The organism is Serratia liquefaciens, from assembly GCF_027594825.1.
GTDB lineage: Bacteria > Pseudomonadota > Gammaproteobacteria > Enterobacterales > Enterobacteriaceae > Serratia > Serratia liquefaciens_A.
Genome location: NZ_CP088930.1, coordinates 1,032,734 through 1,058,281 on the forward strand (window position 1 = coordinate 1,032,734; position 25,548 = coordinate 1,058,281).

At 60.3% G+C, this 25,548-nt stretch carries 19 protein-coding genes and 1 riboswitch; of the genes, 11 read left to right on the forward strand and 8 right to left on the reverse strand.

Features of this window, described 5'->3' with window-relative positions:
• Positions 1-204: 204 nt before the first annotated feature.
• Positions 205-1,257, reverse strand: a complete 1,053-nt coding sequence (locus LQ945_RS04745; protein WP_081835861.1) for a LacI family DNA-binding transcriptional regulator — start codon at positions 1,255-1,257, stop codon at positions 205-207.
• Between the two features lie 207 nt (positions 1,258-1,464).
• On the opposite strand from LQ945_RS04745, the gene LQ945_RS04750 reads away from it, so the two are divergent.
• The 4 genes from LQ945_RS04750 to LQ945_RS04765 all read left to right on the forward strand — a co-directional run bounded on the left by LQ945_RS04750 (position 1,465) and on the right by LQ945_RS04765 (position 6,699).
• Positions 1,465-2,493, forward strand: coding sequence for an ABC transporter substrate-binding protein (locus LQ945_RS04750; protein WP_020827657.1), 1,029 nt, complete (start codon positions 1,465-1,467; stop codon positions 2,491-2,493).
• A 106-nt stretch (positions 2,494-2,599) separates the two neighbouring features.
• Positions 2,600-4,828, forward strand: a complete 2,229-nt coding sequence (locus LQ945_RS04755; protein ID WP_270102381.1) for an ABC transporter permease — start codon at positions 2,600-2,602, stop codon at positions 4,826-4,828.
• Complete coding sequence (locus LQ945_RS04760) at positions 4,825-5,886, forward strand: ABC transporter ATP-binding protein (RefSeq protein WP_044552333.1); 1,062 nt, start codon at positions 4,825-4,827, stop codon at positions 5,884-5,886. The genes LQ945_RS04755 and LQ945_RS04760 overlap by 4 nt, the downstream gene beginning before the upstream one ends.
• A 24-nt stretch (positions 5,887-5,910) precedes the next feature.
• Positions 5,911-6,699, forward strand: coding sequence for an inositol monophosphatase family protein (locus tag LQ945_RS04765; RefSeq protein WP_270102382.1), 789 nt, complete (start codon positions 5,911-5,913; stop codon positions 6,697-6,699).
• 73 nt (positions 6,700-6,772) lie between these two features.
• Here LQ945_RS04765 and gap read toward each other — a convergent pair whose 3' ends face one another.
• The 3 genes from gap to LQ945_RS04780 all read right to left on the reverse strand — a co-directional run bounded on the left by gap (position 6,773) and on the right by LQ945_RS04780 (position 9,926).
• Positions 6,773-7,783, reverse strand: coding sequence for a type I glyceraldehyde-3-phosphate dehydrogenase (gene gap / locus LQ945_RS04770; RefSeq protein WP_044552338.1), 1,011 nt, complete (start codon positions 7,781-7,783; stop codon positions 6,773-6,775).
• 78 nt (positions 7,784-7,861) lie between these two features.
• Positions 7,862-8,836, reverse strand: coding sequence for a GlxA family transcriptional regulator (locus tag LQ945_RS04775; RefSeq protein ID WP_041415496.1), 975 nt, complete (start codon positions 8,834-8,836; stop codon positions 7,862-7,864).
• 67 nt (positions 8,837-8,903) lie between these two features.
• Positions 8,904-9,926, reverse strand: coding sequence for an LLM class flavin-dependent oxidoreductase (locus LQ945_RS04780; RefSeq protein WP_044552343.1), 1,023 nt, complete (start codon positions 9,924-9,926; stop codon positions 8,904-8,906).
• Positions 9,927-10,084: 158 nt separating this feature from the next.
• Positions 10,085-10,187, forward strand: a riboswitch (TPP riboswitch).
• A 65-nt stretch (positions 10,188-10,252) separates the two neighbouring features.
• Here LQ945_RS04780 and LQ945_RS04785 point away from each other — a divergent pair.
• The 4 genes from LQ945_RS04785 to LQ945_RS04800 are packed head-to-tail and all read left to right on the forward strand — an operon-like array spanning position 10,253 to position 13,413.
• Entirely contained in the window at positions 10,253-10,933 is a 681-nt protein-coding gene (locus LQ945_RS04785) for a TenA family protein (RefSeq protein ID WP_044552345.1), read from the forward strand.
• Positions 10,930-11,685, forward strand: a complete 756-nt coding sequence (locus LQ945_RS04790; RefSeq protein WP_270102383.1) for an ABC transporter ATP-binding protein — start codon at positions 10,930-10,932, stop codon at positions 11,683-11,685. The genes LQ945_RS04785 and LQ945_RS04790 overlap by 4 nt, the downstream gene beginning before the upstream one ends.
• Positions 11,682-12,449: an ABC transporter permease gene (locus tag LQ945_RS04795; RefSeq protein WP_182822853.1), complete on the forward strand. Its 768-nt coding sequence runs from the start codon at positions 11,682-11,684 to the stop codon at positions 12,447-12,449. Before LQ945_RS04790 ends, LQ945_RS04795 begins: the two co-directional genes overlap by 4 nt.
• Positions 12,450-12,477: 28 nt before the next feature.
• The gene (locus tag LQ945_RS04800) at positions 12,478-13,413 is read left to right on the forward strand and encodes an ABC transporter substrate-binding protein (RefSeq protein ID WP_262240624.1); all 936 of its coding nucleotides are present in this window, start codon (positions 12,478-12,480) and stop codon (positions 13,411-13,413) included.
• A 53-nt stretch (positions 13,414-13,466) separates the two neighbouring features.
• Here LQ945_RS04800 and LQ945_RS04805 read toward each other — a convergent pair whose 3' ends face one another.
• The gene (locus LQ945_RS04805) at positions 13,467-14,198 is read right to left on the reverse strand and encodes an ABC transporter substrate-binding protein (RefSeq protein WP_270102384.1); all 732 of its coding nucleotides are present in this window, start codon (positions 14,196-14,198) and stop codon (positions 13,467-13,469) included.
• Between the two features lie 291 nt (positions 14,199-14,489).
• Here LQ945_RS04805 and opgB point away from each other — a divergent pair, with 291 nt between their 5' ends.
• The 3 genes from opgB to LQ945_RS04820 all read left to right on the forward strand — a co-directional run bounded on the left by opgB (position 14,490) and on the right by LQ945_RS04820 (position 19,455).
• Entirely contained in the window at positions 14,490-16,793 is a 2,304-nt protein-coding gene (gene opgB / locus LQ945_RS04810) for a phosphatidylglycerol--membrane-oligosaccharide glycerophosphotransferase (RefSeq protein ID WP_270102385.1), read from the forward strand.
• A 164-nt stretch (positions 16,794-16,957) separates the two neighbouring features.
• Entirely contained in the window at positions 16,958-18,418 is a 1,461-nt protein-coding gene (locus LQ945_RS04815) for an AMP nucleosidase (protein ID WP_270102386.1), read from the forward strand.
• Positions 18,419-18,537: 119 nt separating this feature from the next.
• Positions 18,538-19,455, forward strand: coding sequence for a bestrophin family protein (locus tag LQ945_RS04820; protein ID WP_270102387.1), 918 nt, complete (start codon positions 18,538-18,540; stop codon positions 19,453-19,455).
• A 47-nt stretch (positions 19,456-19,502) separates the two neighbouring features.
• Here the strand turns inward: LQ945_RS04820 and LQ945_RS04825 are convergent, their stop codons facing one another.
• Genes LQ945_RS04825 through LQ945_RS04835 form a run of 3 tightly spaced genes read right to left on the reverse strand, consistent with a single transcriptional unit; the run spans position 19,503 to position 25,271 of the window.
• Positions 19,503-20,906, reverse strand: a complete 1,404-nt coding sequence (locus LQ945_RS04825) for an efflux transporter outer membrane subunit (RefSeq protein WP_270102388.1) — start codon at positions 20,904-20,906, stop codon at positions 19,503-19,505.
• Positions 20,903-24,076, reverse strand: a complete 3,174-nt coding sequence (locus LQ945_RS04830; RefSeq protein WP_270102389.1) for an efflux RND transporter permease subunit — start codon at positions 24,074-24,076, stop codon at positions 20,903-20,905. The genes LQ945_RS04825 and LQ945_RS04830 overlap by 4 nt, the downstream gene beginning before the upstream one ends.
• Entirely contained in the window at positions 24,069-25,271 is a 1,203-nt protein-coding gene (locus LQ945_RS04835; RefSeq protein ID WP_270102390.1) for an efflux RND transporter periplasmic adaptor subunit, read from the reverse strand. The genes LQ945_RS04830 and LQ945_RS04835 overlap by 8 nt, the downstream gene beginning before the upstream one ends.
• Between the last annotated feature and the right edge of the window lie 277 nt (positions 25,272-25,548).

The following is a 25,548-nucleotide window of genomic DNA, read 5'->3' on the forward strand; positions in this document are numbered from 1 at the left end:
TCTGGACTGATTCGCCTTCCGAACGTTTGTGCCGCTTCATCAGCGAGACACTGTACCCCCGTGGCGTTTGGCGCGCTCACATTGCCGAGCTGAAACAGCGGCCAGAATGGGTATCGGGTTTGTGTCAGGAATGGCTACAGGCCCCCCGTCCGCAGCGACCCGTCGATCTGCCAACGCGCCATGCGCAATCTGAAATAAGGACACTCAGCCGCCGCGGATGGTGCCGCGCCAGACGAAATCGGCATGATACAGCCGGGTTTCACCCGGCATTTCCTGGCCCAGCGCCGGCATCGTATTCTCTTCCTTCTGCTCTTGCGCCATCAGCCAGGAAACCGCATCCTGAGCAAATAACGCCACCGGCTGGGTAAAGGTGGTGAGGTTGTAAGAAGACCACGCCGCCTGCGGAATATCGTCGTAGCCCGCAACGCAAAGATCTTCCGGAATGCGCAGCCCAAAACGATGGCGCGCCTCGTCCATAAAACCGCAGGCCAGCAAATCGGTGACGCAGAATACCGCGTCAGGCCGTTCACGTCGGGTCAGCAAACGGTGCGCCAGGATCTGGCCGCTCTCGTAAGAGGTGGTGCCAAACCGCTCGACGCTCACCTGCAGCCCTGCCGCTTCCGCCGCCTGGAGAAAACCGCGTTCGCGAGCCATCAGGCTAGGCGTACCGGCCAAAGAGTTGGCGAAGGCGATACGTCGGCAGCCCGCTCGGGCAAACGCCATTACCACCCTGCCGGCCGCCTCTTCGTTATCCAGCCGGATGCTGAGCGAGCCGGGCAAGGTATCGTTGCGGTTGATCAGCACCAGCCGCTGGCCGTGCTTGTGGCACAGGCGGGCAATGCCGCTGTCCGGCATGCCGGAGAGGACAAAAGAAGCATCTGCGCGGAAGTTAATCGCCTGCTGCAAGGCCTGGGACACGCTGTCATCGGAACGATCGGTGTTGATCAACATGGCGATTTTTCCCGCATCCTGCAGATGCTGGGTCAACAATCGCACCAGGCTGGCCCGATAAGGCGTCGCCAGCTCCGAAACGATCAGGCAGACAATACCACTGCGGTTGCGTACCAGTCCCCGCGCCAAATGGTTAACGTGATAACCCAGCTCTTCGGCCGCTCGCATTACCCTTTCGCGGGTTGCCGCCGACACGCTTGCGCCGGGCGTATAGGTCCGCGAGACCGCCGAACGGGAGACTCCGGCCAGTTCCGCCACGTCTTTTGCACTGATCATCGCCTTGTCCATCGCCATCTTCACTTCCATCCGTTACGCGCTCTGAGAAAAGTTTGCCGCATTTTGCAAAGCTGTGCAAATTTTTAGCAGTCAATTTGTTTCATTTTTGTGACGAGTAGGTTGAATTGTTTCATCACGCGATTGACAGCACAATTTTTATCCTCTAGTTATTTGCACACACGTGCAAAAAGAATAGGCGACAACGTATCGCCACCCTACACAACCAAGGAGAACACCATGCAACGCGTTACTCTGATGGCGGTCCTCGCCGCCGGCACAGCACTCTCTGCCCTGCCAGCTCAGGCTGCCGGGAAACTGAATATGATCTGCTCCGCCGACGTCGTGGTCTGTGAGCAAATGACCAATTTGTTTGAGAAACAGCACCCGGATATCAAAGTCAGTATGGTGCGCCTCTCCGCCGGGGAAGCCTATGCACGTATTCGTACCGAAGCCCGCAATCCGCGCACCGATATTTGGTGGGCAGGCACCGGCGATCCGCATATGCAGGCCGCCGACGAGGGGCTAACCCAGCCTTACCAGTCACCGCTGCTGGACCAACAGCACGACTGGGCGCGCAAACAGGCAGAAAGTGCCGGCTACCGAACCGTCGGCGTCTACGCCGGGGCGCTGGGCTGGGGTTACAACACCAAGCTGCTGGCAGAGAAAAAACTCAAGGTGCCCGCCTGCTGGAGCGATCTGCTGGATCCGGCTTACAAAGGCGAAATCCAAATGGCCAACCCGAACTCTTCCGGCACCGCTTACAACACCCTCGCCACGCTGGTGCAAATAATGGGGGAAGAGCCGGCCTTCGACTACCTGAAAAAGCTTAACGCCAATATTTCGCAGTACACCAAATCCGGCTCGGCCCCGGTGAAAGCGGCGGCACGCGGCGAAACCACCGTCGGCATAGTCTTTATGCACGATGCCGTCGCGATGCAGGTAGATGGCTTCCCGATCAAGGCGGTTGCCCCTTGCGAAGGGACCGGGTTTGAAATTGGCTCCATGTCGATCGTGAAAGGCGCGCGCAACCTCAAGGAAGCCAAAGTGTGGTACGACTGGGCGCTCAGCGCCGACGCCCAATCGCACATGAAAGACGCCAAATCCTTCCAGTTGCCGTCAAATCGCAACGCGGCTATTTCCGAATACGCACCGCGCTTCGAGAACATCAAACTGATCGATTACGACTTTAAAACCTACGGCGCGACAGAAAAACGCAAGGCCCTGCTCAGCCGTTGGGATAAAGAGATCGGCGCCAGCGCCCAGTAATTCAAGCCCTTCCCTCACGCATGCGATGCGCTCTGCAATAAATCGGGCGAGGTCACGCTCGCCCATGCAGGGCGCGGTGAAGGACATATGAACTCTCGAGGTTAAGATGAATGCTCAAAACCGCCGCCTTGACGGGGCCCTCGTGCTGGGCGCACTGGCACTGTTGGTGCTGCCCTGGTACAGCCAGGAAGCCGGGTTCTTCGACTTTGGCTGGCTAAGTACGCTGTGGCAGGATCAGGCGAGTGCACCCGCGCTGTGGCAAATACTGACGTTTCAACGCCCCTGGCTGGCGGTTGCCCTGCTGATGCTGCTGGTTTGCGCAGTAGCTCGCCTGCTGCAAATTGGCCGTTTTCGCTCGCAGTTGCTGATCGCTGCCAGCCTGATCGGCGTGGTTTTTCTGCTGTTTGAAGGCCATGCCATTGGTTACAGCGGCTGGAACTGGCAGTGGAGCGAACACCTGTTCGGCGCACTCAGCGACGGCCAGCCCGCCTTTGGCGCCGGCGCTATTTTACTGATCACCACATTTTTGCTGCTGTTCTCTTTCGCGCTTGCCGAACGCGGCGTGCTGAAGGGCGATGCCTTTGTGGTCGCCGCCATTGTACTGCTGGTCGCGCTGGTCACCACCTTCGTGCTTTACCCGGTGCTGAGCATGTTTGTCGCCTCGGTGCAGGACGTGGACGGATCGTTCAAGCCAGACGGCCTGATCGCCAATATGCAGGATCCGGCCATTTGGAGCCTGAGCTGCCTGAAGGGCGGCAGTTGCGGCACCGCCTGGCGCACTCTGACGCTGGCGCTGATGACCGCCAGCGGATCCACGCTGCTCGGCCTGGCTTTTGCCCTGGCTGCCACCCGTACGCCGCTGCCGTTCAAAAAAGGGCTGCGTATGTTGACGGTACTGCCGATCATTACGCCGCCGTTCGTGATCGGCCTGGCGCTGATGCTGCTGTTTGGCCGTGCCGGGGTGGTGACCGAGCTGCTCGCCGGGGTGTTCGGCATCGAGCCCGGCCGCTGGCTTTATGGCCTGACCGGCATCTGGATTGCTCAGGTGCTCTCCTTTACCCCGATTGCCTTTCTGGTGTTGATTGGCGTGGTGGAAGGCGTCAGCCCCTCGCTGGAAGAAGCTTCGCAAACGCTGCGGGCCAACCGCTGGCGCACTTTCCGCTACGTTTCCCTGCCGCTGATGGCCCCCGGGTTGGCCAACGCCTTCCTGATCAGCTTTATCGAAAGCATGGCGGACTTCGGTAACCCCATGGTGCTGGGCGGCAGCCACGGCGTGCTGTCGACCGAGATCTTCTTCTCGGTGGTCGGCGCGCAAAACGATCCGAGCCGCGCCGCCGTGCTGGCGATTATCCTGCTGTGCTTTACCCTCAGCGCCTTTATTTTGCAGCGCCTGTGGTTGGCAGGAAAAAGCTTCGCCACCGTTACCGGCAAAGGGGATTCCGGCACCCACTGTGGATTGCCGCGGGGCTTGCGCTACGGCGTATACGCGTTGGTGATCCCCTGGGGCCTGTTCACGCTGGTCATCTACGGCATGATCCTGATTGGCGGCTTCGTGCAGTCATGGGGACTCGACAGCAGCCTGACGCTGGGCCATTACGCCCGCGCCTTTGGTTTCCACTGGAACAGCGGCCAGATCGTCTGGACCGGCGTCGCCTGGAACTCGTTCTGGACCACGTTGGAAATTGCCCTGATCGCCGCGCCGCTCACGGCCATCGTCGGCTTGCTCACCGCCTGGCTGATCGTGCGGCAGAAGTTCGCCGGTCGCCAGACCTTCGAGTTTATGCTAATGCTCAGCTTTGCCATCCCAGGCACGGTGATCGGCGTCAGTTACATCATGGCCTACAACCTGCCGCCGCTGGAAATCACCGGCACCGCCCTGATCCTGGTCGCCTGCTTTGTGTTCCGCAATATGCCGGTCGGCGTTCGGGGCGGGATCGCCGCCATGAGCCAACTGGATCGCAGCCTGGATGAAGCCTCGCTGACCCTGCGCGCCAGCAGTTTCCGCACCCTGCGTAAAGTGATCCTGCCGCTGTTGAAACCGGCCATCAGCGCGGCGCTGGTTTACGCCTTTGTGCGCGCGATCACCTCCATCAGCGCGGTGATTTTCCTGGTCAGCGCCCAGTACAACATGGCCACCTCCTACATCGTCGGGCTGGTCGAAAACGGGGAATACGGCGTGGCCATCGCCTACTCCTCCGTGCTTATCGTGGTGATGCTGGCGGTGATCCTCACTTTCCAACTGCTGGTGGGCGAACGTCGCCTGCGCCGCGCCATCCGTATTGCCACACCGCCGGTGACGCCTCCACCGGCTTTACATCAGGAGAATGCCGTATGACTGCCATTCGTTCCGGCTCGGTGGTGTTTGAGAACGTCACCAAACAGTTTGCCGATTTCACCGCCTTGCCCGGGCTTTCACTCACCGTCGAGCCCGGCACACTGGTGACGCTGCTCGGGCCTTCCGGCTGCGGCAAGACCACCACCCTGCGTCTGCTGGCCGGCCTGGAACACCCGACCTCAGGCCGTATTCTGATTGGCGGCAAGGAAGTCACACACCTGCCCGCCAACGAACGCGACGTCGCGATGGTGTTTCAATCCTACGCGCTGTTCCCGCACATGAACTCTCTGGATAACGTGATGTACGGCCTGCTGGCCAGCGGCCTGTCGCGTAAGGAGGCGCAGGATCGGGCCCGTGAAGGGCTGAAACTGGTCGGTCTGGAAAGCATGGGCCAGCGCCTGCCCTCTGAGCTGTCCGGTGGCCAGCAACAGCGCATCGCCGTGGCGCGTGCCCTGGTGTTGGAACCGCAGGTGCTGCTGCTCGACGAACCCTTATCCAACCTCGACGAACGGCTGCGTCGCCGTGTCCGCACCGAGATCCGCGATTTGCAGCAGCGCCTCGGCTTTACCGCGGTGTACGTCACCCACGATCAGGAAGAAGCCCTGGCGGTCTCCGATAAGATTATCGTCATGAAAGAAGGGCATATTGCCCAGCAGGGTGCGCCGCAGGAGCTTTACCACTCGCCGGCGTCGGTGTTTATCGCCGACTTTATGGGCGAAGCCAATATCCTGCCCTGTGACATAGAACAAGTGGAAGGCGGGGAAGCGCTGATCACCCTCGGCAGCCGCCAGTACCGGGTACCGGGTGCCAAGGCGCGTCCCGGTGCAGCGCAACTGTCGGTGCGCCCACAGTTCATTACCCTGCTGCCGGAGCAAAGCGGCGCCTTAAACGGTGAAGTCACCCACAGCACCTGGCTTGGGGACCATATCGAATATGAAGTAAAAACCGATCTCGGCGCGCTGTTTATTGTCGATGTGCAGATGGAACGCCAACTGGCACCGACCACCCGCGTGGCCATTGACTTCAAAACTCAGGGTCTGGCACTGATTGCCCAGTGATCCTAACAACGTTAAGGAATGAAGATGAACGAACAGATTGCCCAGCGCCTGACGCTGGCGGAACAGGCGGCCCGCGAAGCCGGGGCCAAGGCGCTGGATTATTTTAATCGCCGCGAAAGCCTGGTGATTGAAACCAAACGCGATGCGCAAGACGTGGTTTCGATTGCCGATCGCGAGGTTGAACTGCTGATCCGCGAACACATCGCCCGCCAATTCCCGCAAGACGGTTTCCTGGGCGAGGAGTTTGGCCTGCAACCCGGCGATTCCGGTTACACCTGGGTAGTGGACCCGATCGACGGCACCAGCCCATTCGTTAACGGCATGCCGAACTGGTGCGTGTCGGTGGCCGTTATCCATCAGGGCGAGCCGGTGATCGGCGTGATCGTCGCCCCCTGTCAGCAAGAGTGTTTTAAGGCCGCTCGCGGCGCGGGTGCGACCCTCAATGGCAAAACGCTGCTGGTGGATCCAAAGCGCACCTTGCAAAACCACGTCACCGGTTTTGGCGCCAACAGCTATGTTAAACCGGAACGCGTCGGTGAAATTGCCGCCGCAATCACCGCCGTGGGCGGCAGTTTCTTCCGCAACGGCTCCGGCGCCATGATGTTGGCCTGGGTGGCGGCAGGACGGCTGGTGGGCTATTACGAACCCTACATGCACGCCTGGGACTGTCTGGCGGGTTACTGTCTGGTGAACGAAGCCGGTGGCTGGACCCACCCGTTCAATACCGAAGGGGAACATTTGCTGCGCGGCGGGCCGGTGCTGGCGGTGGCCCCTGGGGCCAAAGAAGAGTTAATGCGTATTGCACAGCTGTGAATTTACGCTGAATAGCCCCCTGGCGGGGGCTATTGACTGAGTGAATGGACGGACATATTCGACCGCAAGGCCTCTACAACCCGCGTTTTTCCATCAGCACCGCCAGGTCGACCAGGCGGTTAGAGAACCCCCACTCGTTGTCATACCAGGCAAGAACCTTGACCAACTTGCCGCCGATCACCAGCGTTGAAAGCCCATCGATAATCGACGAGCGCGGGTCGCCTTTATAATCGCTCGACACCAAAGGTTCATCGCTGTAGCCAAGGATCCCCTTGAGTGGCCCTGACTCCGCAGCCTGACGGAAAGCGGCGTTGATTTCTTCGCTGGTCACTTCGCGTTTCAGCGTGACCGTCAGGTCGACGATAGAGACTACCGGCACCGGTACCCGCAGCGAATAACCGGTCAGGCGGCCATCCAGGCTCGGGATCACCTTGCCGAGCGCTTTGGCCGCGCCGCTGGAGTAAGGCACAATCGACTCCGCGGCGGCACGGGCACCCCGTAAATCTTTTTCCGGCTGATCGTGCAGGGCCTGGCTGTTGGTGTAAGCATGGGTGGTGTTCATCAGGCCGTACTCAATGCCAAAGGCTTGATGCAGCACCTGCGCGGCGGGTGCCAAACCGTTGGTGGTACAACTGCCGTTGCTGACCACCCGATGCTTAGCCGGATCGTACTGATCCTGGTTAACGCCCATCACTATCGTAATGTCGTCGTCTTTAGCCGGCGCAGAGATGATCACTCGTTTGGCGCCGCCCCGGGTGATGTGGACTTCTGCCTTGGCTTTATCGGCAAAAAAACCGGTCGCTTCGATCACCACGTCAACGCCCACGCTTTTCCATGGAATGGCGCCCGGATCTCTTTCAGAGAAGACATGAATTGGCCTGCCGTCCAGCAGCAGCTGGTTTTCACCGGCCTCGACGCTGGCCGCCAGCCGGCCCGAGAGCGAATCGTATTTCAGCAGATGCGCCAGCGTTTTACTGTCGGTCAAATCATTGATCGCCACAACTTCAAAGTCGCTGCGACCTAACGCAGCACGCAAAACATTCCTGCCGATTCTGCCGAATCCATTAATGCCTACTTTGACCATGATCTACTCCTTCGTTATTGGCTCTGGTGTAAATTTAAGCCGCGGGGAGCATGTCGTAAATGACGTTTGTAGATCAATTTACGCCAAAGTGCGTGAATGGAAGCGATCGCGGTATTCGGTGGGGGTCAATTGCAAATGCCGTTCGAAAACGCGGCGCAGATTGAGAGCATTGCCGAAACCGCTGCTGGTGGCGATTTGTTCAATGCCTTGTGAGCTCTGTTCCAGGCGCTGGCGGGCGATGTACAAGCGCCCTTCTTCAACAAATTTGGCGGGTGAAATACCGGTTTCACGTGTGAACACGCGCGTAAAGTTACGCGGACTCATGGCAACCCGCTCGGCCAGTTTCTCAACGGAAAGATCCTCGGCCAGATTCTCCAGGATCCAGCTCTGCAGATCGCGGATAGGCCCCGGTGTTTTGGCCTGATTCAGTGGGTAACGGCTGAACTGCGCCTGCCCGCCGGGCCGGCGCAAAAACATCACCAGATCCTGCGCCACTTCGCGGGCCTGCACGAAACCATAATCGTCCTCCACCAGCGCCAGGGTGAGATCAAACCCGGAGCTGACGCCGCCAGAGGTCCAAACGGCACCATCCTGCACATAGATCGGCCCATTTTCGACCTTCACTTTGGGGAAGCGGGCCTGCAAGGTTTCCAGCAGCCGCCAATGGGTGGTCGCCCGGCGGCCGTCCAGCAAACCGGCCTCGGCCAACAGCATTGCGCCACCGCAAACGGACGCCACGCGCCGCGCCTTGGGGGCCGCACGGCGGAGCCAATCCACCACAAAGGCGCTTTCTTCCTCGGTCGCCCCTTTGCCGGTAACGATAATGGTATCGCGTTCCACCTCAGGGTCGAGATCCGCCAGGCGATGATCGGCCAACAGATTCAAACCAGACGAGCCATGCACCACCCGGTGGGTTTGCGTGGTGACTATCGCCATCTGGTAGAGCGGCGCGTCATCGGGCCGCAAGCGGTTGGCCTGCATCAGGATGTCGGCGATCCCCGCCGATTCGAACAGCATGCCCCCTTCGGGGACGATAATCAGAAATGTATGCATGTCCTTAAAATACAAAACCGACAAGATAAGTCAATAACGCTTCCCGGTTTGAGAAGCGTTTCCCTCATCAGCGCCAGCCCAGCGCCGGCGCGACATGAGTCAGGATCGACTCAATCACGTGGGCGTTGTAGTCGACGCCCAGCTGGTTGGGCACGGTCAGCAGCAAGGTATCGGCTTCGGCGATCGCTTCGTCCTGCGCCAGCTGCTTGATCAACAACTCCGGCTCGGCAGCATAGCTACGGCCGAATACCGCACGAGTCTGCTGATCGATATACCCCACCTGATCGCTGTCCTGACCGCTGTTGCCGAAATAGCTGCGATCCTGCTGGTTCATCAGCGCAAAGATGCTGCGGCTGACCGACACCCGTGGTTCACGCACATGGCCCGCGTCCTTCCAGGCGGCGCGATAGGCGCGGATCTGCTTGGCCTGCTGCACGTGGAAAGGTTCGCCGGTTTCATCGTTTTTCAGCGTCGAACTTTGCAGATTCATGCCCAGCTTCGCCGCCCAAACCGCCGTGGCGTCCGAGCTGGCGCCCCACCAGATGCGATCGCGCAGCCCGGCGGAGAAAGGCTCGACCCGCAGCAGGCCCGGTGGATTCGGGAACATCGGTTGCGGGTTAGGTTCGGCGAAGCCTTCACCACGCAGCGCTTCCAACAAAACGTCGGTATGACGGCGCGCCATATCGGCTTCGGTCTCGCCTTCGGCAGGCGTATAGCCAAAATAACGCCAGCCATCAATCACCTGTTCGGGAGAACCGCGACTGATGCCCAGTTGCAAGCGCCCGCCGGAAATCAGGTCGGCGGCGCAGGCATCTTCGACCATATAAAGCGGATTTTCATAACGCATGTCGATCACGCCGGTGCCGATCTCGATACGTCGGGTTTTGGCGCCGATGGCCGCCAACAGCGGGAATGGCGAGGCAAGCTGGCGGGCAAAGTGGTGCACGCGAAAATAAGCCCCATCCGCCCCCAGTTCTTCTGCCGCCACGGCAAGATCAATGGATTGCAGCAGCGCATCGGCCGCCGAACGGGTGCCCGACTGCGACGAAGGCGTCCAGTGGCCGAAAGAAAGGAATCCGATTTTCTTCATGGGGGTGATCCTTAGATTCATTAATGACCGGATTACAGTGACAAAAATGCCCCCCTCCAGGCCAGAAATATCGTGGCCGATCGCACTAAACGGATCCTTTTTCCCTGCGGCCAAGCATCGCCTGAGCATTGTAATCAAAAAGTAAATATCGTATAACAGGCTCCTCCGAGGGGTGTCCTGTTACGGGCTGAGATGGCGCAAGCCGAACCCTTTGAACCTGATCTGGGTCATGCCAGCGAAGGGACGGTCGGCAATCCCCTCACGGCGGTTGCCTGTTCATACCTCACCTCAGCGCGCCCGGATCTCCACTCACTTTTGGAGGTCCCATGTTTACTCCCTTATTCGAAAACGGTCTTTACGGAAAGCTGCGCCAACAGGCCGGCGGCCACTGGCAGGACTATGTGGCACATCCCTTTATCCAGCAACTGGCCGCCGGTACGCTGCCGGAACCCGCGTTTCGCCGCTACCTGACGCAGGATTATCTGTTCCTGATCCACTTTGCCCGAGCCTATGCCCTGCTGGTCAGCAAACTGCGCACCCTGCCGGAAATGCGCGCAGCCACCGCTTCGCTCAATGCCATTGTCGCCGAACTGCCCCTGCACCTGGCCTATTGTGCCGACTGGGGGCTGAGCGAACCGCAGATAGCCGCCGAACCCGAAGCGCCGGAAACCCTGAACTACACCCGCTACGTACTCGATATCGGCCACGCCGGGGACGCTCTGGATCTGCTGGTAGCCTTAATGCCCTGCGTCGCTGGCTATGCCGAAATCGGCCTGCGTCTGCTCAACGATCCCAACACGGTGATGGAAGGCAATCCCTATTCCTCGTGGATCCGCAACTATGGTGATCCCGCGTATCTGAGCGGCGTACAAGCCTCCCTCGACCTGCTGGAAAACGTTGGCCTCCAGCGGGGTGCCCCAAGCCGTCTGAACGAACTGTCGGCGATTTTCACCACCGCCACCCGCCTGGAATCCGCCTTCTGGCAGATGGGGTTGAATGCCCAATGAGCCTCGGCGACACGCAGCACGGCAACGCCCGGCCCGGTATTCAGGTACGGGATCTGACCCTGCGCTTTGGTCAGCAGGTGATTTTCGATGGTCTGAATTTCGATATCGCCGGCGGCAGCTTCGTTGCCCTGCTCGGCGCCAGCGGCGCGGGGAAAACCAGCCTGCTGAAGATCATCGCCGGACTGGCGAAACCCACTTCCGGTACGGTTATCGGCAGCGATGGCCTGCCGATCGCCGGGCGTATCGCCTATATGGGGCAAAAGGATCTGCTCTATCCCTGGCTGACAATTGACGAGAATATTAGCCTCGGCGCGCGGCTGCGCGGCGAAAAGGTCGACCGCACCTGGGCGGAGCATTTGCTGGAACGCGTGGGGCTGAGCGGCTATGGCCGCAGCTTGCCCGCCGCGCTGTCCGGCGGCATGCGTCAACGTGCCGCTATTGCCCGCACCCTGTATGAACGTCAGCCGATTGTGTTGATGGACGAACCCTTCTCGGCGCTGGATACCATTACCCGCGCCATGATCCAGCAGTTGGCCGCCGAACTGCTGGCGCAGCATACCGTGCTGCTGATCACTCACGACCCCATGGAGGCCTGCCGCCTCAGCCACCGCCTGCTGGTGCTGTCCCGTTATCCGGCGGGGCTGGACGACAGCCATGTTATCGAGGGCTTACCGCCACGAGCGCCGGACAATCCTCAGTTGTTGAAAAGCCAGAGCGAGTTGCTGCTGCAACTCGTGAGGGCCGCCGGATGAAAACCCTGCCTGAAAGCCGTCTGTCGCGGATGCGTCGCAGCCTGACGGTGTTCGTCGGCCTGTTGCTGCTCTGGGGGCTGGTCACGCTGGGCGATATCCCTGCCTTCCTGTTGCCCTCCCCCTCGGCGGTGGCACAGGCGCTGTGGGACAACCGTGCTTACCTCGCTTATCACACGCTGATCACCGCCTCGGAGATCGCCTGCGGTTTGCTGGCCGGGGTTTTGCTCGGTGCCTCGCTGGCGCTGTGCATGATCTTTTCGCCGCGCTTGCAGCGCTGGTTAATGCCCTTGGTGCTGACCAGCCAGGCGATACCGGTGTTTGCTCTGGCGCCGCTGTTGGTGCTGTGGTTCGGCTTCGGCATGAGCGCCAAAGTGGTGATGGCGGTGCTGGTGATTTTCTTCCCGGTCACGTCCGCCTTCTTCGATGGGCTGCGCCGGGTCAATAACGATTATCTCGATCTGGCCCGCACCCTGCGAGCTTCTCCCTGGGCCCAACTGCGCCACGTGCGGCTGATGGCTGCGCTACCGGCCTTCGGTTCCGGGCTGCGGATGGCCGCCGCCGTCGCCCCTATCGGCGCCATCATCGGCGAATGGGTTGGCTCGGCGGAAGGGCTGGGTTACGTAATGCTTAACGCCAACGCGCGCATGCAGACCGACATCTGCTTTGCCGCGCTGTTTATATTGGTGCTGATGACCGTCTTGCTGTGGGTGACGGTGGACGCGCTGCTGCTGCGCCTGATCGACTGGGCGCCGGAAAATGACTGATCGCCTTTCAACGACAAAGGGAATATCCATGCTTAAGAAAACCGTCGGCGGGCTGCTGCTTTGCGCCGCTTTGACCGGCCAGGCCGCCGCCGCTGAAAAACTGACGCTGGTGCTCGACTGGTACATCAACCCCGACCACGCGCCCATCATGGTGGCCGAGCAGATCGGGGCCTTCAAGGCCGAAGGGCTGGACGTCAAGATTGTGCCTCCTTCCGATCCGGCTCTGCCGCCGCGTCTGGTAGCAGCAAAACAGGCCGATTTGGCCATCACCTACCAGCCGCAGCTGCACTTTTTTGCCGATCAGGGCCTGCCGCTGGTACGCGTAGGCACCCTGATCAACTCGCCGCTCAATACCGTGATTACGCTGGATAAAAGCATCACCACGCCGGCAGGTCTGAAGGGCAAAAAAATCGGTTATTCCGTCAGCGGGATCGAACAGGCTACGCTGGCAACCATGCTTGAACATGAAAAGCTCACCCCCAGGGACACCCAACTGATCAACGTTAACTTTCAGCTGACCAGCGCCCTGCTGGCTGGCCAGGTCGATGCGGTGATCGGCGGATATCGCAATATTGAAGCGCTGGAGCTGAAACTGCAGGGCAAAGATCCGGTGGTGTTTAACGTGGAAGACTACGGCGTGCCAACCTACGACGAGCTGATTATCGTCGCCAACCGCGACGCGCTGGCCGAGCCGAAAATCAAAAAATTCCTCGTGGCGCTGAAAAAAGGCAGCGACTACCTGCACGCCCACCCACAGGAAAGCTGGCTGGCGTTCGCCAAAGCCCATCCGGAACTCAATACCGAGCTGAACAAACAAGCCTGGCAAGCCAGCCTGCCGCTGTTCGCAACCGATCCGGCCAGGCTGGACAAGGCCCGCTACCAGGCTTACGAACAGTTCCTGTTCGACAACAAGCTGATCAAGAAAATCACCCCGGTGGAACAGTACGCGGTGGAGCTGCATTAAACGTTGTTCGCTTTATCGGGGGCGCAGTATGCAGCGCCCCTGCCATTCCCCCCTCAGGCAGAAGGCGCGACGGTAACATCCCCCTGACCGCTGCGTTGCAAAGCCTGCAGCACCAGGCCACTTGCCTTGCACCGCTCCACAAAATCACGCACATAGGCCGCCCCCGACGCTTTCTGTCGCGGAACCGCCATCGCCTGCTGGATAGCGGTGAAATGCCCAGCCAGCACCCGATACCCCGGATTTTCCGCCGCGGCGGCCAGCAACGGCTGACGCACGCCCGCGGCCGCATCCAACCCCTGCTCGAGAAACAAAGCTATCGCGTCGGCGGAGGTATCGGCACGCACCAGTTGCGCATGCTTTAAGGTTCGCGACAGGTACAGATCGTAAGCCGCTCCCTGGCCTACGGCAATGCGCACCTCGGGCCGGTCGAGTTCGGCAACCTGCTGCCAGGGAGACGCCTCGGCCACCAGATAGGTCCCCTCAATGATCGCATAAGGCGCACTGAACGCAATTTGTGCCGCCCTCACCGGTTCGATGGCCATAAAGGCGATATTCCAGTCTCCGGTTTCCAACGCGGCAAAAACCTTGCCTGCGGCATCATAGGTCACCAACTCCAGCACCACGCCCAACTCGCGGGCCAATGCGCGGGCCAGCGTCACGGAAACCCCCTGAGGTTCGCCGTCTGGCCCCTTCTGCGCCAACACCGGGTTGCCCAGATTGATGGCCGCCCGCAGCATCCCCTGCGGGGCCAAATCATCGAGTACGGCGGCGGAAATGCTCTGCATGGTTTTCTCCTGAACAAAGGGTGAAGGTGTTTCGTTGACGCTCTCCATTAAGGCTAGAGCCAAACGTCGGATGAGCAACATTCAGCCGCTTTTCACCTCATCGGCGTGATTCATGTCACACTATTGTCACAAAAACGACCGATCGCACTCTGCCGCGCCTGGGCAACGCAAACACGCATTGACCCTGGCGCTTTCAATGCGCTATACCCTTCCTCTTTCGCGTCGTGCTGGGGTCGGCGGCGTTTGCCAGGGCAGTTAAGATTTCCTTTTTAAACAGACAGGGTACGGTGGATGGTTTCAGCATTAATCTCGTTTGCACTTTTTTTAGCCTCAATTTTAATCTACCGGACCCGGGCCGCCGCCAACCGCTGGTGGCTGGCCACCCTGCTGACGCTGCTGGGCAGCTATCTCATCCTCAACGTGGTGCTGATCGCCAGTAACTACTTTACCGGTGACGGCATTACCGATGCGGTGATCTACACCCTCACCAGCAGCCTGAAGGGCGCCGGCGTCGGCAAATACCTGCTGCCGTTTGTCGGCCTGCTGGCGGTGCTGGCGTTGATCTTCACCGTATTGACCTGGAGTCTGGTGCGGCGCAAAGCCAAAAGCAGCAGCGTGGTTTACAGCCTGGTCGCCGTGCTGCTGGCGCTGTTTTCCGTCGGCACCACCCCGGCCTTTCAGGACATTTCGCTGCTGGTTAAAAGCCAAATCAGCGGCGATACCGCCGACTTTGACACCTATTACAAAGCGCCGAAGAAAACCGTACAGGGCAAAGCGCCGAACCTGGTGTATATCTATGCCGAAAGCCTGGAGAGAACCTATTTCGATCAGCAGACCTTCCCCGGCCTGGCCGACGAACTGAACCAGCACCGCGAGAACAGCATCGACTTCAGCAATACCCAACAGCTGCCCGGCACCGGTTACACCATTGCCGGAATGGTGTCTTCGCAGTGCGGTATCCCGCTGTTTGCGCCCTTTGACGGCAACGCCTCCAGCGCCGTATCCACCTTTTACCCGGAAAACGTCTGCCTGGGTGACGTACTGAAATCCGCCGGTTACGACAACTACTTCTATCAGGGCGCCGAGCTGGCCTTCGCCGGCAAAGACACCTTCCTGAAATCGCACGGCTTTGACCATGCCTACGGTTTTAAGGAACTGCGCGACCAGGTCAGCGACCCCGGCTACAAAAATGACTGGGGCTGGTACGACGATACCGTGCTGGACGTGGTGTTCGACAAGTTTGTCGAGTTGTCGAAGCAGAACAAAAAGTTCTCGCTGTTTGCCTTGACCGTGGACACCCATCATCCGGACGGTTTTATCTCCGCCAGCTGCAGCAAAAAGTCGTTCCGTTGGCAGAATAAAGAAAACCGTTCGCTGAGCGCAGTGGCCTGCAGCCAACAGCATATCGCCGCGCTGATCGACAAAATCAAGGCGTCCGAGTACTTCAAAAATACCGTTATCGTGGTGTCTTCGGACCACCTGGCGATGAACAATACCGCCTATGACATCCTGACCAGGCAGAAACGCCGCAACCTGTTCTTTATTATCGACGGCACCCGCCCGCAGACCGCGCTGCATAATGAGAAGCGCAGCACCCTGGACAACGGTGCCACCGTGTTGGACGTGATGGGTGGCGATAACTACATTGGCCTCGGCCGCAGCAGCCTGTCCAGCCCAACGCTGGCGACTTTGTTTTTGAACATCGACGAAAAAATCAACGCCTGGAAGCCAGCGGTGGTGAAACAGTGGGGCTTCCCGAACAGCATCACAAACTACAGTCTCGACGATCGGGGCAACCGCTTTACCTTCTCCGGCATCACCTTTAAGGTGCCGTTTATTCTGAAGGTGACGGACAACAAAATTGAGCCGATGTTTAACGTCTACCTGTCCACGCCGCTTAAAAAACAGCTTGCCGGGCTGGGCGCAGGCGAGAAATTCGTCTGGGTCGACAAGTGTTATGAAATCGGTCGGGTGTGGTCGCCAGAACTGGCGTTAAGCACCGACACCTGCGTCGCGTCGGGCAGCCTGGCCGCCCCTCCGCACATCGTGCAGGCCAAAGGGGGCAGCTATCGCGGCAAAATAGACTTTGAGCGTCCGCCAAACGATAGCATTGCCGCTTACCAAAGCGCCGTCGACAAACTGAAAGTGGATGACGCCGCCGTTAAATATCGCGCGGACGCCATCGCCTTTATGCTGCCGGGCATGCCGGAACAGGTGAAGGCGATCACCGGCGTTTCCAGCGTCGAGGACTGGGGCCGTTGGTCTGACGCCAACCTGGCGCCGACGGTGAATATTGATTACGTCGATCCGCTGCCATCTGCATTCGATCTGGTTCTGCGCGCCCGTGCCTACGGTAAAAACGTCGGCGAACCTATCTCGGTGCGCGTAGGCAGTCAGGAACAGTTTGTGACGCTCAGCGAACAGGACACCACCGTGACGCTGCGCTTCGACAACCCTGCCGGCGCCAGAAACATCAGCATCACGCCTCCGGCCCCCACGGAGCCACAAGAAGCCGCCAGCGGCGGTTTTGTGCCGAAGAAACTGGGTATTGGCCTGGTCTCGCTGAAAGTGGAGCAGGCTGCCCCGGCCTCCTGATCATGGCGCTGCATGCGGCGTCCGCGTTATTCGGGGCGAATTTATTCGCCCCCTGCCGTTTCTCCAAAGCTTTTGCGCCCATCTTCGGCTAACCTGTTGCTGTGAATTGACATCGGCATCCGTATGCCTCCCCGCCGCATAGCCGGGAGAACCAAGGAGAGAGTATGAGCAGTCAGCAATCCGGCACCGGCCTCACCCCCGCTCAGGCAGTCGAACAACTGGAAGCGCTGTATGTCGCCTCGGTTGAGGCGCTACGCCAGGCGGTCGGTGACTTTATCAGCCACGGTGGTCTGCCCGACGCGCAGACCCGCGCGGCAGGGCTATTTGTTTACCCTGAGCTGCGCGTCAGTTGGGATGGAAAATCGCCCGGTCAAACAAAAACCCGCGCCTATGGCCGCTTCACCCACACCGGTTGCTACACCACCACCATCACCCGCCCGCACCTGTTCCGCCATTATCTGACCGAGCAGTTGACCATGCTGGCCGGGGAGTACGATGCGCATATTGAAGTGCGGCCGTCACAGCAGGAAATTCCTTTCCCTTACGTGATCGACGGTTCAAACCTGATGCTGGATCGGTCGATGAGCGCCAGCCTGGCGCAGCATTTCCCCACCACCGAGCTGGCGCAAATTGGCGACGAGACCGCCGATGGCCTGTTTCACGCCACCAGCACCTTCCCGCTTTCGCACTTCGACGCCCTGCGCGCCGACTTTTCGCTGGCGCGGTTGCGGCACTACACCGGCACCCCGGTGGAGCATTTTCAGCCCTTCGTGCTGTTCACCAATTACACCCGCTATGTGGATGAGTTTGTCCGCTGGGCCTGCGCCGAAATAGCCGACCCGGCCAGCCCTTATATTGCGCTGTCGAGCGCCGGCGGCATCTATATCACGCCGGAAACCACCGCACCGGATCAGGCGGTCTCCGACCTGGCCTGGAAAAATCACCAGATGCCGGCCTACCACCTGATCTCGCGCACCGGCCAGGGCATCACGCTGATCAATATCGGCGTCGGCCCCTCCAACGCCAAAACCATCTGCGACCATCTGGCGGTGCTGCGCCCCAACGCCTGGCTGATGATCGGCCACTGCGGCGGCCTGCGCGAAAGCCAGTCGATTGGCGACTACGTGCTGGCGCACGCCTACCTGCGTGACGATCACGTGCTGGACTCGGTACTGCCGCCGGATATCCCGATCCCCAGCATTGCCGAAGTACAGCGTGCGCTGTATGACGCCACCAAAATGGTCAGCGGCATGCCCGGCGAAGAGGTAAAACAACGCCTGCGCACCGGCACCGTGGTCACCACCGACGATCGCAACTGGGAGCTGCGCTATTCCGCTTCGGCGCTGCGATTCAACCTCAGCCGCGCCGTCGCGGTGGATATGGAAAGCGCCACCATCGCCGCTCAGGGGTACCGTTTCCGGGTGCCTTACGGCACGCTGCTGTGCGTGTCCGACAAACCGCTGCACGGTGAAATCAAGCTGCCCGGCCAGGCCAACCGCTTTTATGAAGGGGCGATTTCGGAACACTTGCAGATCGGTATCTGCGCTATCGACCTGCTGCGCGCCGAGGGCGATCGCCTGCATTCGCGCAAGTTGCGCACCTTTAACGAGCCGCCGTTCCGCTGATGGCGAAGGCTTTGGGCCCGCTTCGGCGGGCTTTTTAACTTTTCATACTCAGAACGTTGATGTACCGACCGCAAATCTGTTACAACAGCGGCTCTCATTCCCCAGTCATCAGCACACATATGATTGTCAGACCTCAGCAACACTGGTTCAGGCGGCTCTTCGTCTGGCACGGTTCGGTGCTATCCAAAATTCTGTTTCGCCTCAGCCTTAACGTGGCAATGTCCATCGTCGCCGTGCTGTGCTTCCAGTGGTACGAACATCTGGGTGTCAAACTGACCCTGGCGCCTTTCAGCCTGCTGGGGGTAGCGATCGCTATCTTCCTCGGTTTTCGCAACAGCGTCAGCTATGCGCGCTTCACCGAAGCCCGGTTGCTGTGGGGCAGCCTGCTGATCGTTCAGCGCTCGCTGCTGCGTCAGATAAAAAGCCTGCTGCCGCAGCAGGATCAGGCGGCGCGCGAGTTTGCCGCCCTGCTGATCGCGTTCAGCTACTGCCTGAAACACCAGCTGCGCGGCACCGACAGCCGCGCGGACCTGCAACGGCTGCTGCCCAACGTCGATTTGCGAGCGATAGAAAACAGCATGTCCCCCTGCAACCGGCTGCTGTTGATGATGGGCCAATGGCTGGGCGAAAAACGACAATCGGCACAGCTGTCGGACATGCTGTTTCACAGCATCGACCAAAATCTCAACCGGCTGTCGGAGATCCTCGGTGGCTGCGAACGCATCGCCAATACGCCGATCCCCTTTGCCTACAGCCTGATCGTTCATCGTACGGTCTACCTGTTCTGCACCCTGCTGCCTTTCGCGCTGGTGCCGGATCTGCATTACATGACGCCGCTGGTGTCGGTGTTTATCTCCTACACCTTCATCTCGCTGGACTCGCTGGCGGAAGAACTGGAAGATCCGTTCGGTACCGCCGCCAATGACCTGCCGCTCAATGCCATGTGCAACGCCATTGAGATCAACCTGCGCGAAATGAACGACGAAACGGATTTGCCGGCGGCCGCACAGCCGGACAGCCGTTACCAGCTCAGTTAACCCAGGCCCTTCAGGCGCGGTGAACCCCGCGCCTGTTGCCAAAACCGTTACTCCCGCCATCCTCCGCCCAACGCACGGTAAAGATCGACGAGATTGGTTAATCGTGCCAGGCGCGTATCCACCAACACCTGCTGCGCCGCGTACAGGGAACGCTGGGAATCCAGCACGTTCAGGTAGTTATCCACGCCCTGCTGAAAACGCTGCTGCGACAGGCTGTAAGCGCGTTGATTGGCCGCCACCAACTGCGTTTGCGCCCGGATTTGCTCATCCAGCGTGTCGCGACCGGCCAGCGCATCGGCGGTTTCGCGAAACCCTTGCTGTATCGCCTGCTCATAACGCGCCACCTCGATGCGTTTTTGCACCTCCGCCAAATCCAACCCCGCACGCAAAGAGCCGCCGGAGAAGATAGGCAGCGAGAGCTGCGGAGCAAAACTCCAGGCGCCGGAACCGGCAGAAAATAAACCGTCCAGGCCGGCGCTGGCCGTGCCGCCGAAACCGGTCAGGCTGAGGGTCGGAAAGAACGCCGCCCGCGCCGCGCCGATATTGGCATTGGCGGCGCGCAGCTGATGCTCTGCCGCTCGGATATCCGGCCGCCGGGTCAGCAAATCTGCCGGCAGCCCGGCCGGGATGGTTTCCGGCAACAGGTCGTCCGGCAAGGTGTTGGCCTGCGCCAGACGCGCGCTCGTCTCCGTATCCAACGGCTGCCCAACCAACAGCATCAGAGCATTGTTGTCCTGACGAACCTGACGCCGATACTGGGCCAAATCGCGCTGCGCCGTCCGTACCCCAACTTCCGCCTGACTGCGATCCAGTTCGGTCGCCACACCGAGCCGGAAGCTTTGTTCCACCAGCCCAAAGGCCGCCTGCTGTGAGCTCAGCGTTTCCTGCGCCAGCGCCAGAAGTTCGCTATCGGCACGCAGCGTAAGATAAGCGTTGGCGGTTTCGGCGATCAGCGCCAGTTGCGCGGCGGCCCGGGTTTCATCCTGTGCCAGATACAATTCCAGCGCCTGCTGGTTAAGGCTGCGAAGGCGCCCGAACAGATCCAGCTCCCACGACAGCGCCCCCCCGACCTGATAGCTGCGCCCCACCGCTGACTGCCCGCCGGTGGACAGACTGCCAGGCGTACGCTGTACCGAACCACTGCCCTGTGCCGCCAGGGTGGGCAGCGTATCCGCTCGTTGAATGCGGTAGCTGGCGCGAGCCGCCTCCACGTTCAACGCCGCAATGCGCAAGTCACGGTTATTCGCCAGCGCCTGCGTAATCAGCGTTTGCAGCTGCGGATCGCGGTAAAATTCACGCCAGCCGATAGCCGCTGTCACTCCGTCGACCTGCGCGACGCCATAATCCGGATACGCTGGTGCTACCGGCGCATCGGGGCGCTGATAGTCCGGCGTCAACGAACAGCCCGTCAGGGTGGCGGTGGTCAGCATGATAGCCAAAAGTTTTATCATGGCTCGGCTCCCGGTGCCGGAGCGCTTGGCTCCGCTTCATCCTCCACCCGGCGGCGTTCGCTGAGCCGCTTGACCCGAAACAGCCGCAGCATGATGACGAAGAACGCCGGTACGAAGAAAATGGCCAGGAAGGTGCTGGTCAGCATGCCGCCGATCACCCCGGTGCCGATGGCATTCTGACTGCCGGAGCCCGCCCCACTGGCAATGACCAGCGGCACCACGCCGAGAATAAACGCCAGCGAAGTCATCAGGATCGGCCGCAGCCGCTGTCTGGCGGCCTGCACCGCCGCCTCCACCGGACTGGCTCCGGCTTCGAAGTGCGCCTTGGCGAACTCCACGATCAGAATGGCGTTTTTGGCCGCCAGCCCGACGGTGGTCAGCAACCCCACCTGGAAATAAACGTCGTTGGCCAGCCCACGCAGCAACGTAGCCACCACCGCGCCAATCACCCCGAGCGGCACCACCAGCATCACCGCGCTGGGGACGCTCCAGCTTTCATACAGCGCCGCCAAGCACAGAAACACCACCAGCAGTGAAATTGCATAGAGTGCCGGTGCCTGGGCGCCGGACAACCGTTCTTCAAACGACAGTCCGGTCCAGTCGTAGCCCACGCCAGGCGGCATGGTGGCGGCAATGCGTTCCATTTCCGCCATCGCGTCGCCGGAGCTGAAACCCGCCGCCGGTTCGCCCTGCAGGTTAAACGAGGGTGCGCCGTTGTACCGATTGAGCTTTTGTGCGCCGTAGGTCCATTCAGCGGTGGCAAAGGCGGAGAACGGCACCATATCGCCGTTGTCGTTACGCACAAACCACTGATCAAGATCCTGCGGCAGCATGCGCGACGAGGCATCTCCCTGTACATAAACCCGCTTCACCCGACCGCGATCGATAAAGTCGTTCACATAACCCGAGCCCCATGCCAGCGACAGCGTGCGGTTAATTTCCGTGATCGGCACGCTGAGCGCCCGCGCCTTTTCGCGGTCGATCAACAGTTCATACTGGGGAGCATCCTCCAGACCGTTGGCACGCACGTTGTTCAACACCGGGCTCTGCCGGGCAGCGGCGAGGAACCTGTCGCGCGCCGCCAGCAGTTGCTGATGCCCAATGCCGCCGCGATCCATCAGTTGGAAGTTAAAGCCCGCCACGTTGCCCAACTCGCGCACCGCCGGGGGCGAAACCACAAAGATACGGGTATCGCGAAAGTCACGTGCGAACATGGCGTTGAGGCGAGCGGCGACCGCGTCAGCCTTTTGCGAGGCATCCGGTCTTTGGTCCCAGTCATGCAGGCGAATGAACAGGGTGCCGACGTTCTGCCCGCGTCCGCCGAAGTTAAACCCGGAGATGGCGAACACCGAACGCACGCTGTCCTTCTCCATTTTCAACAGGTACTCCGTGGCACCGCGCAAGGTGGCCTGCGTCCGTTCTGCGGTGGCTCCGGCCGGTGCCTGTACCTGCGCGAACAACATGCCCTGATCTTCCTGCGGCAGGAACGAGGTCGGAATGCGGGTAAACAGCCAGCCGGTAGCAATGGCAATCACCAGATAAATCAGCATCAGCCGACGCGGGCGGCCCAGACCGCGCATTACCGAAGCCGCGTAACTGCGGTTGGCCCACTCGACGCGGCGGTTAAACCAGCCAAAGAAACCTTTGCGTGCGGCATGCTCACCCGGCTTTACCGGCTTGAGCAGCGTAGCGCACAGCGCCGGGGTAAACACCACGGCTACCATCACCGACAGCACCATCGAAGAGACAATGGTGATGGAGAACTGCCGGTAGATCACACCGGTCGACCCGCCAAAAAACGCCATCGGCACAAATACCGCCGACAGCACCATGGCGATGCCTATCAAGGCGCCGGTGATTTGGTCCATCGATTTACGGGTCGCCTGCTTCGGCGACAGGCCCTCTTCGTGCATCAGCCGCTCGACGTTTTCCACCACCACGATGGCGTCATCCACCAGCAGGCCAATCGCCAGCACCATGCCAAACATGGTCAACGTATTGATTGAGTAACCGAAGGCCGCCAGCACGCCAAAGGTCCCCAGCAGCACCACCGGCACCGCCAGCGTCGGGATCAGCGTCGCCCGGAAGTTCTGCAAAAACAGGTACATCACCGCAAACACCAGCACAACCGCCTCCACCAGCGTACGCACCACGTTTTCAATCGACAGACTGATAAACGGAATGGTGTCATAGGCGTCCACGGCTTCCATTCCCGGCGGGAAGAAGGGTTTCAGCTCCGCCAGCGTGGCACGCACCGCCTGCGCGGTTTGCAACGCATTGGCACCGGTTGCCAGACGCACGCCCAGCCCCACCGCCGCATTGCCGTTGTAGTAGCTATCAATCGCGTAGTTCTGCGCGCCCAGCTCAATGCGCGCCACGTCGGCCAGGCGAACCCGCGAACCGTCAGGATCGGTTTTCAGCAGGATTTGGCCGAACTCCTCCGGGGTCTGCAAGCGTGAGGGGCCAATCACCGTGGCATTCAGTTCCTGGCCGGGCAACGCCGGTTGTCCCCCCAGCTGACCGGATGAAACCTCAACGTTCTGTTCCTGAATTGCATTGCTGACGTCAGTGGCAGTCAGGCTGTAGTTCACCAAAGCAGCAGGATCCAGCCAGATACGCATCGCATAAGGCGCACCGAACAATTGGAAGTCCCCAACGCCGTTGGTGCGGCTGATCGGATCCTGGACATAGGAGGCGACGTAATCCGCCAGATCTTGCCGGGTCATGCTGCCATTCGTCGAGACAAATGCCATCACCATCATAAAGTTGGCGGTGGACTTGGTGACGCGGATCCCCTGCTGTTGTACCTCCAGCGGCAACAGCGGCTGTGCCAGCGCCAGCTTGTTTTGTACCTGTACCTGAGCGGTGTCGGCATCGGTGCCCTGCGCAAAGGTCAACGCAATGCTCATGCTGCCGTCGGAATTACTTTCGGAAGAAATGTATTGCAGATTGTCGAGACCGTTCATCTGCTGTTCAATCACCTGCACCACCGTATCCTGCACCGTCTTCGCCGAGGCACCAGGATAGTTGACCTGAATGCTGACGGTGGGCGGTGCGATGCTTGGGTACTGCGCCACCGGCAGATTAGCAATCGACAACAGGCCACACAGCATCATGATGATGGCCAGCACCCAGGCAAACACCGGGCGCTCGATAAAGAATTTAGCCATGCGCCGGCTCCTTGCGAGTGCTGCTTAACAACGTGGTGGTGGCAGGAGCCCACTCCACCGCATTGACCTGTGCGCCGGGGCTGACCTGCTGCACGCCTTCGACAATCACCCGATCGCCCGCCGCCAGCCCGGTCGATACCAGCCAACTGTCCCCCATCGCCCGTTCGGTGGTCAGTTCGCGCAGCTCAACCTTGCCCGCCACGTTCACCACCAGGGCGGTAGCCTCACCGCGCGGATTGCGGGTAATGCCTCGCTGCGGCACCAGCAGCCCCCCTTGCGCCGCCATGCCCTCTAAAAACCGGGCTCGCACAAACATGCCCGGCAGCAGCTTGCGTTCCGGATTGGGGAATACCGCGCGCAACACTACCGAGCCGGTGGAACGATCCACCGTGATTTCTGAAAATTGCAATTTGCCGCCGTGGGTATAGCGTGAGCCGTCTTCCAGCGTCAGGGTAACCGCCGCAGACTGCGGGCCGTCGGCCTGCGCAACCGCGCCGCTTTCCAGCGCATTTCTCAACCGCAAAAGTTGGACGCTGGACTGGGTCACGTCCACATAAATCGGATCTATCTGCTGCACCGCCGCCACCGCCTCGGCCTGCTGCGCCGTCACCAGCGCCCCTTCGGTCACCAGCGAACGTCCGATAATGCCGTCTATGGGTGACAGCACCCGGGTATAAACCAGATTGATACGTGCCGTTTCCAACTGCGCCTCCGCGGACTGCACGTCGGCCACCGCCTGCTGATGGGCGGCTACGGCGTCGTCATACACCTGACGACTGATGGCCCGACTCTCTGCCAGCGGCCGGTAACGTTGAATCAACAACGCGGCGGTACGCAGCTGCGCCCGCGTTCGCGCCAAGGCCGCATTGCTGCGATCGTATTCCGCCTGAAACAGCCCAGAATCGATTTGGTAAAGCGGTTGCTGCGCCTTGACCTCTTCCCCTTCGGTAAACAGGCGTTTTTGCACTATGCCCCCGACCTGTGGCCGCACTTCCGCATTGCGAAAGGCGGCAACCCGTCCCGGCAGCTCACTGGTCAGTGGTATAGGTTCGCTTTTCAGCGTTACCACCCCGACCCGTGGCGGTGGCGGCGGTGCAGCAGGGGGCGTATCGCGAGCGGCCACCACCAGCCACAGGGAAAGCGAAGTAGCGACCACCACCACGCCGACAGCAAGAGAGGCGATTTTGAGGCTCATGAGTCCGTATCCTTTTAGGTGCTGGGTCAAGGGTTGCGCGGCGCGCCACAAAGCGGCCAAAGGTTACTGTACGAGCGGCAAACTGACCTCAACGTGACCCGCAGATAACATTCGTGTCAGTTAACGCGTTTTTTGTCCGGCGGCGGCGTTAGCTGACAAGAATGTCAGCCAGCCGTCAGCTTCACGACCGCATGGCTGTCATAAACTCATCACTGAACATGATGTCTTGTGGCAAGGTGGCGGGTTTCATGATTAATTAATCATCAGGTGATAATGA

Coding starts and splice junctions, on each gene's coding strand:
- LQ945_RS04760 (WP_044552333.1), top strand. CDS start 4,825: ATGACTGCCATTCGTTCCGGCTCGGTGGTGTTTGAGAACGTCACCAAA.
- LQ945_RS04775 (WP_041415496.1), bottom strand. CDS start 8,836: ATGCATACATTTCTGATTATCGTCCCCGAAGGGGGCATGCTGTTCGAA.
- LQ945_RS04805 (WP_270102384.1), bottom strand. CDS start 14,198: ATGCAGAGCATTTCCGCCGCCGTACTCGATGATTTGGCCCCGCAGGGG.
- LQ945_RS04745 (WP_081835861.1), bottom strand. CDS start 1,257: ATGGAAGTGAAGATGGCGATGGACAAGGCGATGATCAGTGCAAAAGAC.
- LQ945_RS04825 (WP_270102388.1), bottom strand. CDS start 20,906: ATGATAAAACTTTTGGCTATCATGCTGACCACCGCCACCCTGACGGGC.
- LQ945_RS04765 (WP_270102382.1), top strand. CDS start 5,911: ATGAACGAACAGATTGCCCAGCGCCTGACGCTGGCGGAACAGGCGGCC.
- LQ945_RS04780 (WP_044552343.1), bottom strand. CDS start 9,926: ATGAAGAAAATCGGATTCCTTTCTTTCGGCCACTGGACGCCTTCGTCG.
- gap (WP_044552338.1), bottom strand. CDS start 7,783: ATGGTCAAAGTAGGCATTAATGGATTCGGCAGAATCGGCAGGAATGTT.
- LQ945_RS04785 (WP_044552345.1), top strand. CDS start 10,253: ATGTTTACTCCCTTATTCGAAAACGGTCTTTACGGAAAGCTGCGCCAA.
- LQ945_RS04815 (WP_270102386.1), top strand. CDS start 16,958: ATGAGCAGTCAGCAATCCGGCACCGGCCTCACCCCCGCTCAGGCAGTC.
- LQ945_RS04835 (WP_270102390.1), bottom strand. CDS start 25,271: ATGAGCCTCAAAATCGCCTCTCTTGCTGTCGGCGTGGTGGTGGTCGCT.
- LQ945_RS04750 (WP_020827657.1), top strand. CDS start 1,465: ATGCAACGCGTTACTCTGATGGCGGTCCTCGCCGCCGGCACAGCACTC.
- LQ945_RS04800 (WP_262240624.1), top strand. CDS start 12,478: ATGCTTAAGAAAACCGTCGGCGGGCTGCTGCTTTGCGCCGCTTTGACC.
- LQ945_RS04790 (WP_270102383.1), top strand. CDS start 10,930: ATGAGCCTCGGCGACACGCAGCACGGCAACGCCCGGCCCGGTATTCAG.
- LQ945_RS04795 (WP_182822853.1), top strand. CDS start 11,682: ATGAAAACCCTGCCTGAAAGCCGTCTGTCGCGGATGCGTCGCAGCCTG.
- LQ945_RS04820 (WP_270102387.1), top strand. CDS start 18,538: ATGATTGTCAGACCTCAGCAACACTGGTTCAGGCGGCTCTTCGTCTGG.
- opgB (WP_270102385.1), top strand. CDS start 14,490: ATGGTTTCAGCATTAATCTCGTTTGCACTTTTTTTAGCCTCAATTTTA.
- LQ945_RS04830 (WP_270102389.1), bottom strand. CDS start 24,076: ATGGCTAAATTCTTTATCGAGCGCCCGGTGTTTGCCTGGGTGCTGGCC.
- LQ945_RS04755 (WP_270102381.1), top strand. CDS start 2,600: ATGAATGCTCAAAACCGCCGCCTTGACGGGGCCCTCGTGCTGGGCGCA.